Source organism: Rhodopirellula sp. UH5 (assembly GCF_056839225.1).
The window spans coordinates 4,788,731-4,804,665 of sequence record NZ_CM166390.1; the positions used below are offsets into that span (position 1 = coordinate 4,788,731).

Here is a 15,935-nt window from a genome sequence, read left to right on the forward strand (position 1 = left end):
AGTGCGGGAACCGTGGCTAACGCCAGGCGGCTCACATACCCGATGACATCTGCGTACCGGTTTAGTCAGCCGGAACGCGATAGCGTCCAGTTCGTCTCTGGTAACCGTGGGCTAGCGTCCGACGGCTGATCGTTCAATCTTTGAAACTTATTCAATCAACAGTCTGCTACATTTCGTCTTGGTAGATCGTGGAAGGGGTGATCCCGGCCTCGGACAGGAGCGAGCCGATCTGCTCCGTTTCGGATGGCTGCAGTTTCATCAGCGGCGGTCGCACATGGGCGGCATCGAGTCGGCCCAGCAACACGAGCGCCTCCTTCATGCGGTTGTGCATGTCGAGCAGTGGATCGGAGTAAAAGGCACGGACCGTTGGATAAATCCGATCGTTGATGGATCGGGCTGCTTGCAGGTCGTTCCTCTGCACAGCTTGGAACAGGGCGACTTGCAGATTGGCAATGACACTGCCGGCGCCGGACAGCAATCCGTCACAACCCAGCACCAAGGAACTGAGCAACCACATGCTGTGCGTTGAAAGCACCTTCACTGGGCAGTCCAAGGCGTGCAATTCGCGAATATGACGCTCGTGCAGGACAGGATCGTTGCACCAATCCTTGATCGCTCGGATCGAAGGGAACTCGGCGCAGAGCTTGAGCAGGTCGTCCAGCGGATAGCCAAGCCCTCCCGAGATTGGATACTGAAACAGGATCAAGGGAAGCTCGGTCGACTCGGCGATCGCATTCAGGTGGGCTCGGGCACACTCCGGTTTCTGCTGGCCGCCCATGGTCAGCACCTCGGAGGGAAACACCAGCAGTGCTGCCGCTCCGGCGGCGGAGGCCATCGTGGCCAGTGCAGCCGCTTCACGGGTGTTGCCGGTGTGAATGCCGGCGACCAACGGCAGCTTTCCCGCCAGTTCATCATGGGCAATCTCAATGCCGCGTTGCTGCTCTTCGAAGCTCAGAGCGTGCACCTCGGCAGCGTGTCCATTGACCGTGATGGCGGTGATGCCCTCGACGCCGGCGAGATCACGGAGGTGACGGCGATAGGCAGGTTCGTCCATTTCCAGATCGGAACCGAACGGCATCAAACAAGCGGGAATGACGCCTGTGGGATCGAATTGCATCGAAGTTGCTCTTTGGGGGGCCTGCTGTTTTGTCTCGGCTGAATCTGGAGTCACCTGCGAGACAGGGTTCCAGATCGCGTGCCACCGGCTCATCCAACATCTCGGTTCATCCGGGTTCGTCGTGGCAGATCGTCACAACGTTTGCGGTGCCCTATCAGGACGCGAACAATTCGCGGATGGGTTGGCCCTGATCGGTCAACGGAACCGGCCGATCACCGGCGTAAAGATTCTTGCTGTAATCGATTCCAAGTGCAGCACAAATCGTGGCGAAGAAGTCAGGAACCCCGACTGGGTTGGAGACGATCTTCTTCGAAAGTTCGTCCGTTTCACCATAAGCACCACAGTGTGCCAATCCACCGCCCGCCAGCACACAACTGAATGCGGAACCTTGGTGACCGCGACCTCCACCACTGTCAAACTCCGGTGGACGACCGAATTCAGACGTGATCACAATCAACGTTTTATCGAGCAGCTTCTTTGCTTCGAGGTCCATGATCAGAGTCGAAACAGCGGTGTCCAGCTCCTGGATCAGCTTGTGTTGATTGACGATTCCACTGTTGTGGACATCCCAACCCGCTCCATTCAAAAAATTCAGGTTGTGGCTGACTTCGATGAACCGCACACCACTCTCAACCAGCCGACGACTCAACAAACAGCGTTGACCGAACTCACCCCCGTAGCGGTTCCGCAGGTCATCCGGCTCGCCATCCAACTGAAAGACGCGTGTGAAGTCTGGACCACTCAACTTCATGCTCTGTTCAATCGCCGACTCATAGTCCAAGAACTTCGAGATTTTGCTCTGCCCTCGACTGTTTTTCAGCGTGGCAAGGAACTGCTCGCGGCGTGTTTGACGGTCATTGGAAATGCCATCCGGACGTGACAAGCCTGCGGGGGCACGTCCGGTTTCGGTGAGGTACAGGTAGCCATGTTTCGAGCCCAGAAAACCAGGACCACGAGTCACGTTGGGATAGCCGATCAGCACGTAGGGAGGTGCGTCTTCGTTGACGGGGCCCCGCTCATGCGCAACCAAAGATCCCAGCGAAGGATAGGTGACTGTGCCGCTGATCGCGCGACCGGTGTGCATCCGATTTGTTGCGGCGGCGTGTTCATCGATGACATCGTGATTCACGGTCCGAACCGCTGTGACGCGGTCCATCACCTTGGCCGTTTGTGAAAGATGCTCACAAACCTGAACCCCTTCAACAGCCGTGTCGATCACATCGTAGTAACCTCCGGCTTTCTTCGCTTTTGGATCTCCCTTGGCCTTGGGATCAAACGTATCAATCTGCCCCATTCCGCCCCCGAGCCAGATCGAGATGACATGCTCGGCTTTCCCTTGCAATCGTTCTCCCACCCCATTCGCGGTTGCGATCGGAGCCAGGCTGACGGCACCGGCCGCCGCGGCACTGCTGGCAAGAAACTGGCGTCGCGTGGAATTGCTCATGGTTCATCCTGGGGAAGGATTGGTGGGGAGTGGTTTTCTACTTGAGTGACCCGACACGTTACGTTCTGTCGATTGAGTGTTGACATGAAAATCATAACCCGACGCGTGAGCGAGGGACCCCATCGAATTCCTCGCTCACGCGCCGGGTCACTCAATCAACAGGCCGCTGCGGGTTGCGTTCTGTCGTCAGGGGATCCAGACAAACTGACGATCGTTGACCAGACTCCAAACGACATCTTCATAGACCTCCCGCCACTCTGGCCGGAGTTGTGGCGCCGGGGCGGGGCCACGAATGATTCGGCGTTGCCATTCGTTTTGGATTTCGTTCGCTTCGGGAACCAAGTGATTCGTCCAGGTGGAGACTGGCAACGGGCGATCCACCGGCGGTGGCTGCACTTGGTCAGCTGGCATTTCGCGTTCCTTGAATCCAGACGCTAATACCGGCAAGAGATCCAACTTCTCTTGTGCGTCTGGATAGCGAGCGAAGAATCGAAGGAACAACGAATCCAATAATGTTTCGGGCGATTTCGCTTCCATTGCCAAACGCGCCAGCTCACTCTGATGAGCCGCTCGTGTCAGAGTCATCGACAACGTGCCGTTGGCCAGGATGCCAGGTTGCAGCAGGTTGGGTTCGGATTCACGATCGACAATCGGTTGTTGTCTTGTCCCGGTCCACCCAAACGCCTCCAGAACATCGGCGATGGGCTGAGCACGTGGCAACGCGAGACTGGGTCGGTCACGTTCGTTATTCAAGCCAGCAAACATCCAGGCTCGATCGGGGAAGCCAAGTGACAATCGCCGCGACATGGGTTCCGCTCCATCATGAGTGAATGTCAACTCTCCGGTATCCATTTCACTGCCGGTTGCTGTGAACAATGAGTCAACGACCTGTTCCGCCGTCAATCGTCTTGGGTCAGGAGCGTTGAAGAATCGTCGTTCCGCCGAGGCCAGTTGGTTCTGACCAATGGCTTCCCGCTGATAGGTCTCGGACGTCATGATCAACTGCAAGACATGCCGCACATCATAGTTGTTGGCAACCAATTCATTTGCCAACCAAGCCAGCAGTTCCGGATGGCTGGGCGTTTTGCCTTCCCAATCATTGACCGGTTGAACGATCCCAGCCCCCATCACGCGATTCCAAAGATGGTTGACGACCACCTGAGGAAAACGGTGATTCTGCGGAGAAGTCACCAACGCCGCCAAACGTTCGCGTGAGTCTTTCGGGTTGCGAACGAGAGCGTCGATATGCGGACCATCTTCCACCCCGGTGAACGAGGCGAAGGGCCATTTCGGTTGAACCTGTTGACCTGGTTTCAAAGTCACCTGAATCAATGACTCACGGCCAATGCCTTCAAAGAATGCATCAGGCACACGGCTCGTTTTCGGCGGTGTGAGCTGTTTGCGACTCAGCATCGCGGCCAACGAATACAAGTCTTCCTGCAAGGTGCTGTGATACGGTGAGTCATGACAGCGAGCACATTGCAGTTCGATGCCGAGAAAAGCGGACGCGACAATGTGACCTTTCGCAGCCATCGGCGAATCGTTCTCGCCCGCCAACCCAAAGCCTGCGCTGCCTCCGTCACCCGGACTCCCTCGCATCAAGATCAACTCGGTCACCATTTGATCCAGCGGTTTGCCGTCTCGCAGTGACTCATACAAGAACCAACGAAACGGTCCGGTTGAGTTGAGTGACTGGTTCAAAAGCGTGGGATTCTCGGCCAGCAAATCCAGCCACAAACTCACCCAGTTGTCAGCGTAACGCTGGTCGTGCAAGAGTTGATCGATCAAATCCGCTCGCTTCCCAGGATCATCGCAATCCAAAAATTCGCGAGCCTCCGCTTCGGTCGGAACGGTTCCGACCGTGTCGAGATAAACACGTCGCAAGAACGCAGCGTCGTCACTCACGGGAGCGTCAGCGATTGCTTCGGAAGGGATCGGAGGATGGGGCCAAATAGCTCCGCCTTCGATCCATTTCTCCAACGTCGCAATCTCCTCGTCAGACAAACCTGTTTCGGTTGGCGGCATGTCGCCGGAGTGGATCCGCACCATCATCTCACTGGCGTCTGGGTCGCCCGGAACAACCGCGGCCATTTCCGAATCGCCCATCGAGAGTGCATGCTCGCGAGAACTCAAACGCAAACCGCCCTGTGCCTTTTCGCCATGACAACGGAAACACTGCTCAGAAAGGATTGGCAGAACATCGCGATGAAAGTGCTCGGTCGTCGCCTCATCGTTCTGTGCTGCTTGGTCGAGTGCACGAGCGATTTTGTCAGCGACGAATTGATCGACGGGATGCCCTTCGGCACTCTCTCGTTGAGACAGTTTTTCTTGGACAGCCTTCTTAGCGACTTGGTGTCGTTCTTCCCAAAACGCTTCTTGTGATTGGGCAGCTTCGCGCCGCGTGGCATCTTCAAAAGCGACCAGCGTGGCTTCGAACTGACGGAGTTCCGGTTCCACCACAGCATCGGTGAACTCCAGAGGGGAGGAAGCATCTGGCTTCAACACGTACAGCGGTCCTTCACTGGATGGCTGCATCGCCACGCAAACCTCACCCGATTCCGTTCGATCACCGTTGCCACCAACCAGCAGTTCCAAGACGACCCGCACACGTTTTGTGTCGTCCGAAGAATCCGACTTGATTTCAAATTCCGTGAACGCTTCCTGTTGCGGGAACGGCAGCAGTCGAGCATTGGAGACCAACGGATCCGGGACCGGCACGATTGGTTCCAAATTCCCACTGCGACTGCGAACGGTTTTGGTGCGAGCGACCACTTGGCCGTCAATCCACAATCGACCAAGCGAACGATCACGCATCAGGAAGCGGTGTTTACCGGTGGGAAGTTCGACGTCGCCGGCGATGCGAAGCAACATGGGTGCGTTCCAACTCGAGCGAATCCCCCAGTCATCGTATCGAACCGGAATTCGAGATAGCAAAAACGAATCGCCCCACCAGCGTGTCGTCTCGCTTGGCCACGATTCGCTTTCATACAACCAACGATTCCCCGCGGGCATGTTTTCACTGATCTGAAACAAAACCTGACCTTCAGGGATCTCTCCGACGTCGGGCATCACTTCAGGGGCCAGTCTCACAACGCGTTCTTTTCCCACGCGGTTGAAACGGGCGGCCAATGTCTTGTCGTCCAGAACGGTGCGGTGGATCGCGACCGCGTCCAACATTCCCGAGAAGCGTTCGCCGATGCGCACTTCGTCATCATCCACCACAGGCGTTTCTTTGGTCGCTCCGCCCATGTCCCAGGCGCCATCGGTCGGCTGCCCATTGACCCAACCGCGGATCGTTTCTGGTTTTCCAAATTCATAGGTGACGGCGATATGGTGCCATCCCGTGGAAACCGGAAAACCTGCCTTGGATGTCCAGCGATGCCAGTGCTGGCCCGTGCCGGTCAGCTTGGTCGCAAACAGAAAATTGACACGCGCCTCGCCCTCCTTGCCCATGATTCGAAACGCCCAGTTCTGGTTGTCGCGAGCAAATTTTGGCGAACCTGTGCGGCCTTTTCCCATGATGTATTGTGGCTGACCGTCGCGAATGTTGCTTGGGTTGACCCAGGCTTCCAGTGTGATTGCGTCCCCGTTCTGGAAGTCGAAATCGCTTTTGGGCCCGGGATCCGAAACCGACAGATACGCTCCGGCATCGAGTTTGACGGCGGTGTTGTTGGCTGCCATCTCAGGGAATTCAGGAGGGCGAGGGCCGGCCTGATCACGCATGATGTTTCCGTGCAGCGTCAGCCGAGCTGTCGCCTCGCTCCCGAAATCCCAGCGTGTGAACGCACTCGTTCCAAGGTCCGTCTGGGCGTGCGATGGGCTCGCCACGATCAAAGCGAACAGGACAAAAAATACTGGCGTGGCGAATTTCATGTGGATGCGATCTCCGTGTACGCCCGGCCTTCGTTTTGATCGATCCGTTCGGGGCGTCCCTTGTGCATGTAAACCAGCTTCTTATGGTCCACGCCCATCAGATGCAGGATGGTGGAATGAATGTCGTGAACATGCAGGCGATCTTCGACCGCATGCAGCCCCAAGGCGTCCGTCGTTCCGTAGGCTCGCCCACCGCTGACTCCACCACCGGCCATCCACATGGTGAATCCAGTTGGGTTGTGGTCACGACCGTCACCTTTTTCGCTCATCGGAGTTCGACCGAACTCGCCTCCCCAAACGACCAACGTCTGTTCCAGCAATCCTCGTTGCTTGAGATCTCGCAGCAATCCTGCGACCGGCAAATCCATGCCTCCACACATCCTGGTGTGGTTCCCTTCCATATCCGAGTGGGCATCCCATTTACTACCCGCGCCGTGGTAGCACTGCACAAATCGAACGCCTCGTTCAACTAAACGACGTGCCATCAACAGATTGCGTCCATACGCTTCTGTTTTCTTATCATCCATGCCGTACATTTTTTGGGTCTCGGCCGTCTCTTGAGACAGATCCACGGCCTCGGGAGCATGCGCCTGCATTTTGAATGCGAGTTCAAAACTGCGGATGCGGGCGTCGAGATCCGTGTTGTCCTGCCGCGATTCGGCGTGCCGTCGATTCAGTTGCGAAAGAAAATCGAGTTCCTTTCGCTGCTGAGCCGGCATGACATGCTGTGGTGGAACCAGATTCGAGAAGGCAGGCCCTTCTCGCTGCATCGTGGTTCCTTGATAGACAGCCGGCATGAATCCGGCTCCCCAGTTTCGAGCGCCATTGATCACACGACCTTTGCCTTCCTGCATCACGACAAAGGCCGGCAGGTTTTCGTTTTCCGTGCCAAGACCATACGTCACCCAGCTGCCCAGCGATGGTCGACCGGCGAACTGAGTCCCCGTGTTCATCTGACAGATGCCGCCGGAGTGGTTGATCCCATTGGTCCAACACGAGCGAATCACAGCCAATTCGTCGGCCATCTTCGCGGTATGAGGCAGCCAATCGGAGATCCACAGCCCACCTTCCCCATGCTGTTTCCACTTGCGCTGCGTCGGCATGATGGGAGAGTCAAATTCACCCATCGCGGTGATCACACGGCCAAAGCTTTCTGGGATCGGCTTCCCGGCCAACTTGTCGAGATCGGGTTTGGGATCAAAGGTGTCCAGATGGCTTGGACCACCATCCATGAACAGGAAGATCACGCTCTTCGCTTTTCCGGGATGATGAGTCAACTTGGAAGCCAGCGGTGATTCCGCAGTCGGGGTGGCAGCCTTTGCCTCGTCGTTTTGCAACAAACCAGCCAAAGCCAAAGCCCCAAAACCCCCTCCTCCCTGCAACAGCATTTCTCGACGAGAAACAAGTTCACGGCTCGCTTGATCAATCGACATAAATCACCTCGTTGGAGCAAAGGAGTGCGTGCATCAGTGCAATGCGTGCTTGCATCGCAGGAGAAGTCGAGGTCATTTCTCGATCGGTCACCAAGGCATGATGCTGTTGCCCTGATTGATCTTGCCCCAGATTTTCGACGTCCGTGAACCCAATATCAAACAGCAACTGCGACGAACTCCGCGGTTCGCCGAACAAGTCGTCCTGGCTGAGTGCTCCCTGATGCAAACGAACCTTTTGAATCAACCCGTCCCACCGGTGATGGGTCGAACGACCACCAATTTCAATCGCGAGATTGGCTTGCACCTTCCAGCGAGCTTTGTGAGCAACATGAGCAACTTCTGGTTCGGCATCTGGTTTCGACAGGTCCTTCAGATAAAACGTGATGCCTTCCTTGGAAGGATCGTCCAGATCAATTGACACTGCGATGGAGTACGGTCGATTCAGTTCCAGTCGGAGATTGGATGCGATGACTTCGTATTCTGGTTTGCTGTCCTTGTCGGTGCGTGAACCGACCAACTGCAGAATCAAATTGCGAGGTTGATACCCACTCTTGGTCGAGGTCACTCCGAGCGACCAACCGCGTTGGGAGTTGTTGCCTGACCAGCCTGTGATGATCGTTCGAACGGAAGCGTCGGGGTACAGCGAGTTCAACATCACCGTGGCTTCGAGGGTCAAGTCACCCGTGGTGTCCGGATCGATCAACTCCTCAATCGGCGGCACTTGAATGGACACTGGTTTCTTCGGATTGAGCTGAATCGCGGATTCACCGCTCGGCATCGATGCAAGCAAACTCGGTGGTTCAGGGATCTTCACACTTGCTTCGTAAGACTCCACGAACGCGGAGGCCAATTCCAGTTCTTCCGGACTCGGTTTTCGGAAGTAGAGACGCTGGTAGGCTTCCTCCACCAGCGAATCAAGGCTCATCGAACCAGCGTTCTTCAGCAAGTTCTTGGAACGATCGTGCATCCACGGGTTGTTCATCATCAGCAAGGATTGGGGCGACGTGGTCGTTCGATGCCGTTTGCCGCGACTCTCAACGCGATCCGGAAAATCAAACACGGCCAACAGTGGGTCCAACGCGTTGCGTTTGACATTCTTGTAGATCGCTCGTTTCCCTGGCCCCATTTCACCACTCGCCGTCATCAGACAATCATGAATTTCCTCCCCGAACAGTCGCCGAGGATTTTGCCGCCAAAGAAGGATGTTCTGCGGGTCAAGCGTCGCCAGTTGATCGTCCATCGGCCGCTCGGAAGATTGACGGTAGGTCGCTGACGTCAGAATCAGTCGATGCAGCTTTTTCAAGCTCCAACCGTCCTCCATGAAGCGACGGGCCAACCAATCCAGCAGTTCCGGGTGCGAGGGAGGCGTTCCGAGATGCCCAAAGTCGCTGGCGTTTTCCACCAACCCGCGCCCGAAGTGTTGTTGCCAAACGCGATTGACCATCACCCGGGCTGTCACAGGATTGTCTTCGCAAGCAATCCAATTCGCCAAGGCAGTTCGTCGGCCGGTTGATTGCAGTGCTTCATGAGGAGGTTGAATCTCGGGTTGTTCGTCTTCCAGAACGAGCGGGAACGCTGGCTCAATGGGAGTGTCATCGTTCGAATCAGGAATGAATGTCGGTGGTGCCACTGGTCCGACATCGCTGGCGACGAACTTCATCGTTGGCAGCGGCTCTGGTTTCAGGTGATCGAATTCCGCCAACTGGTTCAGTAACGCTTGACGCTCGGCTTCCTGTTCCTCCTCCAACGACTTGGGAAGCTCCTCTGGCTTCAACACCAATTGCCGCATCATCAACGACACAATCTGGTACTCGTAAGGAGTGATTTCGTGACGTCGACTGGCTGCGAGAGATTGCAGTTCTTTGGTGAACATCTTGAACCCCTGCCCTCCCGCTTTTTTGAGGAGCACGAGCCTTTCGATTTCGTACAGACGTTGGCGAATGCCCGCGGTCGCTTCTTCCCAAACCTTTTGTTGTTCAAAGTGCTTGGCGCGAGTTTCAACATCACCAATTGGCTGATCTTCCCGAGGAAGCAGTGGTGTAAAAAACGATCGAAGAGCGTAGTAGTCTCGCTGCAACAAAGGATCAAACTTGTGATCGTGGCAGCGAGCGCACTTGAGACCTTGTGCAAGGAACACATCCGCGGTCGTTTCGGTGACGTCGTTGAGGATTTGTGCCCACTGCCCCTCGACATCGCGTTGGTTGTATTCGTAAATCCAGTGTCGCAGGAACATCGTGCCGATCAGGGCATCCTTGTTCCCTGGATCAACTTCATCCCCGGCAAGTTGCTCCATCACAAACCGATCATACGGTTTGTCTTCGTTGAACGAACGCACCACGTAATCGCGGTAATGGTGGGCCTCTGGGCGAGAGTGATCCGCGTTGTAACCATCCGAATCGGCGTAGCGAACGAGGTCCAACCAGTACCTCGCCTGATTCTCGCCATAGGCAGAACCGTCCAACAACTGCTCGACAAGTGTTTCGTACCAACCCTCCTCACTCTCTAGCAACCATGCCGTTTCATCGTCAGGAGGCAATCCAGTGAGCGAAAAGTGAACACGTCGGGCAAGCTTTGTGCGTTCGGCTTCTGAAGCAGGGTGGACGTTGTCTTCAGCTAAACGTTGAAAGACAAAGTGGTCAATTTCGTTGCGACACCAACCCTTGTCGTCCACTTCGGGAACGGACGGATCACCCACGGGTTGAAAGCACCACCAGTCACGATCGTGCTCGTCGATCTTCGATATTTTTTTCAGTTGCAAACCGTTCGGCCAGTCAGCGCCAGCGGCCACCCAGGCGGCAATGCCCTCCACCATGGAATCTTCGAGCGGACCGCTAGGAGGCATTTCGAACGATTCGTAACGCAGTGCCTCAAGCAGCAAGCTTTCATCAGGATTCCCGGGAACGATTGCAGGCCCTGTGTCGCCTCCGCGCAACAGACCTTCCAGGGTGGTCAGGCTCAGGCCACCCTCCTGTTTGTTGTCGTCATGACATTTGATGCAACTGGACAGCAGCATCGGTCGAACGTGTTGTTCGAACTGATCCCGCGTTGCGACCGAAGGTTCCCCGGCAGCGACGGGAAGTTCACACGCCAGCAACAACGCTGCGACAACAACGGTTGGCCATTCCAACCCAGAGAGCAGACGCATCAAGTTGCCAGTCGATCGAAGAGGACGTTGTCCGGAATATTGCATTTCATTCTTCCTCTGGCAGGCCAGCGATGAAGACAGGATCGACAAAGTGATTGTCGTCGAGCGCGTCCTGAATAAAGAGTCCTTCGATTGTCTCACCGCTTGCGTATCCCAAGTCAGAGAGATCAATCCCAACGGCCAGACCACGAAACTTATTGCTTTGTTGTTGCGGTGTCATCTTAAGCGAATCGAGTTCCGCAAGTGACTTCGCAGGTTCCGCAAAAAAGTGCACATGGAAATCTGTCAACACTTTTGCTTCGGGCGATTCCATCGTCAGGTCATACTTTCGAATCGTGTAGGACTTGAGCCCTTCGCGAAACTTCAGCGGGCTAACGTGAAATGCGTCGCCATCAAGCGGATTGCCGAACGTCTGCAGATCGAAAACCAACACATCGGCTCCGGGACCATTCACGACCGGTTGGTCGAAACGAATCGCCATCCCGGGCGTCCCGGAGTCACCTTCGAGAACGGGATCGGTTGTCAGTGGATCGACACTCCCATCGGGATTGATCACTCCCGTGACGAGGCTTTCGTCCAGCAATGCTTCCAATCGGGACGCTGGGTACGTTGCATCACCACACAAAAACGGCCGTGGCTCGGTCGCTTGGAACCAAGTCAGTCGAGCAGGAATCAGTGAGTCCACCGGCAACCGATTCACTTTGCCACCCCGTTGGACGGTCACGCTGGTCAGGTGTTCGGCTCCTCCGTCCACCGCAAGGGTTGTCTCATAAGAAACGACACGGTCGGGCAATTGGCTACGGTAGGAAGTCGTCTGAAATGGCACGTGCTCCGTCGCAACCAGACCTGCGGACACGTATTTCTTTGCTTCTCCGCCCGCCAATCGTTCCAGCAATTCGCTGGCATCGTGTGAACCTGAATCGGAAGACTCGACACCTCCCTCAACCTCGTAGATATCGGCTGCGCCTTCGATCACTTGCACTTCCGTCTCACTCATTTCGCCGACGTTCACCGAAAATCGAGTCCCTCGATCCACCACCCGGGTGACTGGCGTGTTGACGTGAAAACCTTCTGCTCCTTGGGGCACATGGACCGAACAGCGACCAACACTCAGATCCAAGCTCTCGTCGGATGAAATATGAAAGACCGCTGGTCCTTCCAAAATGGCCGAGGCACCGGTCGGAAACACAATTTCAATGAGACCGCTCATCAGAACGTATTCTCGATACGTCGGGAGCACCGCATTGACTGGCGGAGAAAGCTCACCAAAGAACTTCGCATGCGAACTGCTGGCCAACCGAGCGTGACGCACGCCCACCGTGGTGACAGGCGGATACATCCCATTCCCTGTCACGGGAGTCTGCCCCTGCGGCCGGAAGACAAACAACGAGCCAACAACAAGGATCAACGCCGCCACCACCACAGCAAAGTGAGAGGCAACCGGACGGCTCCTTGGTGATGTCTTGTCGGCCGGTTCCACGTTGCTTGGATGAGCACCCACCTGCGACATCACCTGAGCGACAAACTCATCCTGACTATCCGGCAACTGCGCGAGCGTCTCACGGACAAACGCATCCCGTTGCGGCAGCGAGTCCGCCACCACCAAGCCAAGCAATCGATGTGTTTGCAACAAATCGGCGGCACGCTGCACAAACCGTTCGTCACTGGCGAGCAATTCGTGCAGCTCTTCCAGTCCACGTTCGTCCAACTCACCTTCGAGGTAGTCGGTCCACCTGTCAGCAAAACGTTCCTGGTCGTTCACGACGAACCTCCTTCGCTCGCGAGCCTTGCATCCATGCACTCTTGCAACTTTCCCCGGATCTTCCAGAGTTGTTTCTTCACCGCGGGCACGGACCGTCCGCTGCGATCGGCCATTTCCTGAAGCGGGATTTCTTCGTCGTAGCGCCACTTTAAAAAGCGACCAAGGTGTTCACCCAACGTTTCCACGCACCGCTCTAAATGTTCGATTTTTGTCGACCAAATCTCGGGGGACTGTTGGCAACGGCGATCCAGTTCTCGCTGCAACAACTCCGGTCCATAGCGAGCGTGATAATCCGCGATTCGTCGCAATCGCGTCTTCTCTGTCATCAGCTGGTAGCGGGCAATGGTGAACAACCAGGCCCCAAAATCAGTCCCCAATTCGAACTCTTCCAAGCGAGAAAACGCCGCCACAAAGCTGCGTTGGGCGATTTCATCCACGTCGATTCCCATCGGCACGTGCGCCGCGAGCCAAGCCCGCAAGGACCGCTCATACCGGCGCAGAACGACCTCGAATTCAGCTGTCTCGCCACGTAAAACACGTCGCAAAGCATCTGTCACTCGCCGATCGTCGGGGAAAGAGTTCATGGTCATCTCATGAAGAACATGGCAGCAGATTGGACCAGGTTACCTGCAATCAACATGTTTTCATAAAAATGCCAGCTCTCGCTGAGTTTTCTGTGCTCCCACACCACAGAATTCACTCGGCAGCGTTTTGGCGGTCTCGATGCAACAACAACCTCTCCTGAAACACAGTTTGGGGAGAGCGATATACTAGGTCGAGCGACGCCGTTCAGGCGTACGCGAGGGTGAGGGCCGGGCATGGGAGGCGGCGAGGATGGCCCTCCCCCGGTAATCTCGCTCAACGCTCGCTTTCCGACCCCTCCCAACTTCGTCGGGCGGGGTTCTTAACGTGTTACTGGCACGGCACTTCAAAACTGCACGACGGCCCTACTTGCTTACCAAGTTGCCTCAGTTGCCGAGTTGATCGGCCAAGTCATTGGCTTGGTAGATCGAACGCAGGGCTTCCGGAATGGCCACGCCCGACACACTCACCGCGCGACTTTGTACATCGGTGTAAAGATAGTCACTGGTCAGACTTTGGATGTTGCCATCAAAAATCAGTCCCACCAGCGCCCCGTTGCGATCCACCACGGGTGAGCCACTGTTGCCACCGATGATGTCGGCGGTGCAAACAAAGTTGAGCTGGGTATCCAAATCAATGTTCTCCTTGGAAGACATCCAGGATTCGGGAAGGTCAAAATCTTCTTGCCCCTCGTGCTCCTTCGCATGCGTGAATGCACCTGCAAAGTTCGTCGTGGGATGGACTGTCTCACCCCGTTCTTCGTACCCAGACACAACCCCGAACGCCAAACGCAACGTGAACGTCGCATCGGGATAACCACCCGTTCCCTCAATCGCGGTCGTCGCTTGGGTGATCTCCGCATAAGCTTGCTTTTCGCGTTCGCCGAGCTGCTCACTGATCTCATTGATTCGGCGATACTCGGGTGCGATCACCCGGGCCAAACGAATCATCGGATCCTCCGAAGCCAGGACCGCATCCAACCCACCGTCAATCAAGGCTTTTCGCGTCTCCACGTCTTTGATCTTCGTCCCGGTCACCAGTTCGCTGGCGATCTGTTTGGGCGAACGACCCGCCAAGACTTCTCGCACAACCGCATCGTTCATGCCGCGGCTTTCCAGCAACAAAGCGATTTCATCGGCCAATTTCACCATTTCCAAATCATCGTAGATCGGTGCGGGCGAAAGGATCTGAGCCATCAAAGATTCCCGCCCCGAATCGGTGTAACCCGGCAGTCGTTCTTCGTTGGGCTTGCGGTCTTCTTCTGACAGAATCAGAATTTGAAGCGCGAGTTGGAAAAGCTCACTGCGAAGCGACACCGAACGATCGAGCAACTCAGCCTTCTCCGTCTGCACTTCCGCGATTTCATTCCAAGCTTCGGCCAGCCCGGCGTTCTCAGGCGACTTTGCCAGTTCCGTCAGCAGGCGATCCTGGCGGCCTCGTTTCGATACAAACGTTTGTGGGTCTTGCAGTCCCGCCAACATGCCAGAATAAGCCTTGCGAGCGTTTTGGATCCCGAACAATTCATCGCGTCCGCGACGGGCCGCTTCTTTGCTTTCCAATCGGTACTGTTGAAGCAGGACCTCTTTGCGACGCAGTAAATCCAACACGTGCGGCAGGCGTTCGTCACGCAGGTACTCCAGCGCCTCGACGGTGAAGATTCGCTGTGTGCGCCCGGGATGCCCACTGACGAAAACGAGGTCGCCATCTTGGGCAGGTTGTTCGTTCCACTGCAGGAAGTGTTCCAGCTTGGCTGGTTCCCCATCCTCGTAGACTCGCATCAGCGTCGCGTCGAGGTTGTAACGCGGGTACTCGAAGTTATCTGCATCGCCGCCGAAGAATGCCGCGGCGGTTTCAGGAGCCCACACCAATCGCACGTCCGTGTATTTCTTGTAGCGATAAAGGTGATACTTTGCTCCGCCAAACAATGTCACCACGTCGCTTCGCAAACCGGTTTCATCGAGCGATTCTTTCTCGATTGTCGCGATCACAGCCCGCCGTTGTTTGGCGGCCTCTTCGGCATCCGCAGACTCGGTGATCTGCTCGTTGACTCGCTCGGTCACGTCTTCGATCGAGATCAGTTGATTGAGTTCCAAGTCTGGCGCCTTGAGTTCCTCGGCGAAACTCTTTGCAAGGAACCCATCGTCAATCAGGTTTCGCTCTTTGGAACTCAGCTTCGCCAGCGTGTCACTGGCGACATGATGGTTGGTCAGCACCAAACCATTGGAGGACACAAACGATCCAGAACCGCCTGAGTTGAATCGCACCGACGACAGCTGCAAATGTTTCAGCCATTCTTCGGAGGGCTCGAACTGATGCTGATCTCGCAGCAATTCGCGAGGAACATCGTTGAACAAATACATGCCTTCATCAGCATGCGAATCGCTGGACATTCCAGCCAACGCGAAAACCATGCAACTTCCCGACAAGAACCAACGGCGCACGTGTGCAAACATGATGGAGAAACCAAAAACACGAGGGGACAGAATCCTGAGTCTCTAGTTCAGCCGTTGCGACGGTCGCATGCAACCGGTCGATGCCGATCGAGTGCTGCGTCAGAACTCAGTTTCCAGGTAGCGGAA

8 protein-coding genes are annotated in these 15,935 nt (G+C 55.9%); all 8 read right to left on the minus strand.

Going from position 1 to position 15,935, the window contains the following annotated elements; genetic code table 11:
• Positions 1–166: 166 nt before the first annotated feature.
• Complete coding sequence (locus UH5x_RS16915) at positions 167–1,117, minus strand: dihydrodipicolinate synthase family protein (RefSeq protein ID WP_482633103.1); 951 nt, start codon at positions 1,115–1,117, stop codon at positions 167–169.
• Positions 1,118–1,271: 154 nt separating this feature from the next.
• Entirely contained in the window at positions 1,272–2,561 is a 1,290-nt protein-coding gene (locus tag UH5x_RS16920; protein ID WP_482633104.1) for a DUF1501 domain-containing protein, read from the minus strand.
• Positions 2,562–2,747: 186 nt separating this feature from the next.
• A complete protein-coding gene (locus UH5x_RS16925) occupies positions 2,748–6,284 on the minus strand; it encodes a DUF1553 domain-containing protein (RefSeq protein WP_482633105.1) in 3,537 nt (1,178 codons plus the stop codon).
• Between the two features lie 146 nt (positions 6,285–6,430).
• Positions 6,431–7,867: a DUF1501 domain-containing protein gene (locus tag UH5x_RS16930; RefSeq protein WP_482633106.1), complete on the minus strand. Its 1,437-nt coding sequence runs from the start codon at positions 7,865–7,867 to the stop codon at positions 6,431–6,433.
• Positions 7,857–11,057 carry a DUF1553 domain-containing protein gene (locus tag UH5x_RS16935; RefSeq protein WP_482633107.1) on the minus strand — a complete coding sequence of 1,067 codons (3,201 nt, stop codon included), beginning with the start codon at positions 11,055–11,057 and terminating at the stop codon, positions 7,857–7,859. The genes UH5x_RS16930 and UH5x_RS16935 overlap by 11 nt, the downstream gene beginning before the upstream one ends.
• A 1-nt stretch (position 11,058) precedes the next feature.
• Positions 11,059–12,774: a FecR domain-containing protein gene (locus tag UH5x_RS16940; RefSeq protein WP_482633108.1), complete on the minus strand. Its 1,716-nt coding sequence runs from the start codon at positions 12,772–12,774 to the stop codon at positions 11,059–11,061.
• On the minus strand, positions 12,771–13,358 hold the full coding sequence (locus UH5x_RS16945; protein ID WP_047816703.1) for a sigma-70 family RNA polymerase sigma factor: 588 nt from the start codon (positions 13,356–13,358) through the stop codon (positions 12,771–12,773). Before UH5x_RS16945 ends, UH5x_RS16940 begins: the two co-directional genes overlap by 4 nt.
• A 384-nt stretch (positions 13,359–13,742) precedes the next feature.
• Positions 13,743–15,809, minus strand: coding sequence for a S46 family peptidase (locus tag UH5x_RS16950; protein ID WP_482633109.1), 2,067 nt, complete (start codon positions 15,807–15,809; stop codon positions 13,743–13,745).
• Positions 15,810–15,935 lie beyond the last annotated feature (126 nt).

Bases quoted from the DNA above. Each gene is read 5' to 3' on its own strand.
- UH5x_RS16920 (WP_482633104.1), bottom strand. From the start codon at position 2,561: ATGAGCAATTCCACGCGACGCCAGTTTCTTGCCAGCAGTGCCGCGGCG.
- UH5x_RS16950 (WP_482633109.1), bottom strand. From the start codon at position 15,809: ATGTTTGCACACGTGCGCCGTTGGTTCTTGTCGGGAAGTTGCATGGTT.
- UH5x_RS16930 (WP_482633106.1), bottom strand. From the start codon at position 7,867: ATGTCGATTGATCAAGCGAGCCGTGAACTTGTTTCTCGTCGAGAAATG.
- UH5x_RS16915 (WP_482633103.1), bottom strand. From the start codon at position 1,117: ATGCAATTCGATCCCACAGGCGTCATTCCCGCTTGTTTGATGCCGTTC.
- UH5x_RS16925 (WP_482633105.1), bottom strand. From the start codon at position 6,284: ATGCGTGATCAGGCCGGCCCTCGCCCTCCTGAATTCCCTGAGATGGCA.
- UH5x_RS16935 (WP_482633107.1), bottom strand. From the start codon at position 11,057: ATGCAATATTCCGGACAACGTCCTCTTCGATCGACTGGCAACTTGATG.
- UH5x_RS16945 (WP_047816703.1), bottom strand. From the start codon at position 13,358: ATGAACTCTTTCCCCGACGATCGGCGAGTGACAGATGCTTTGCGACGT.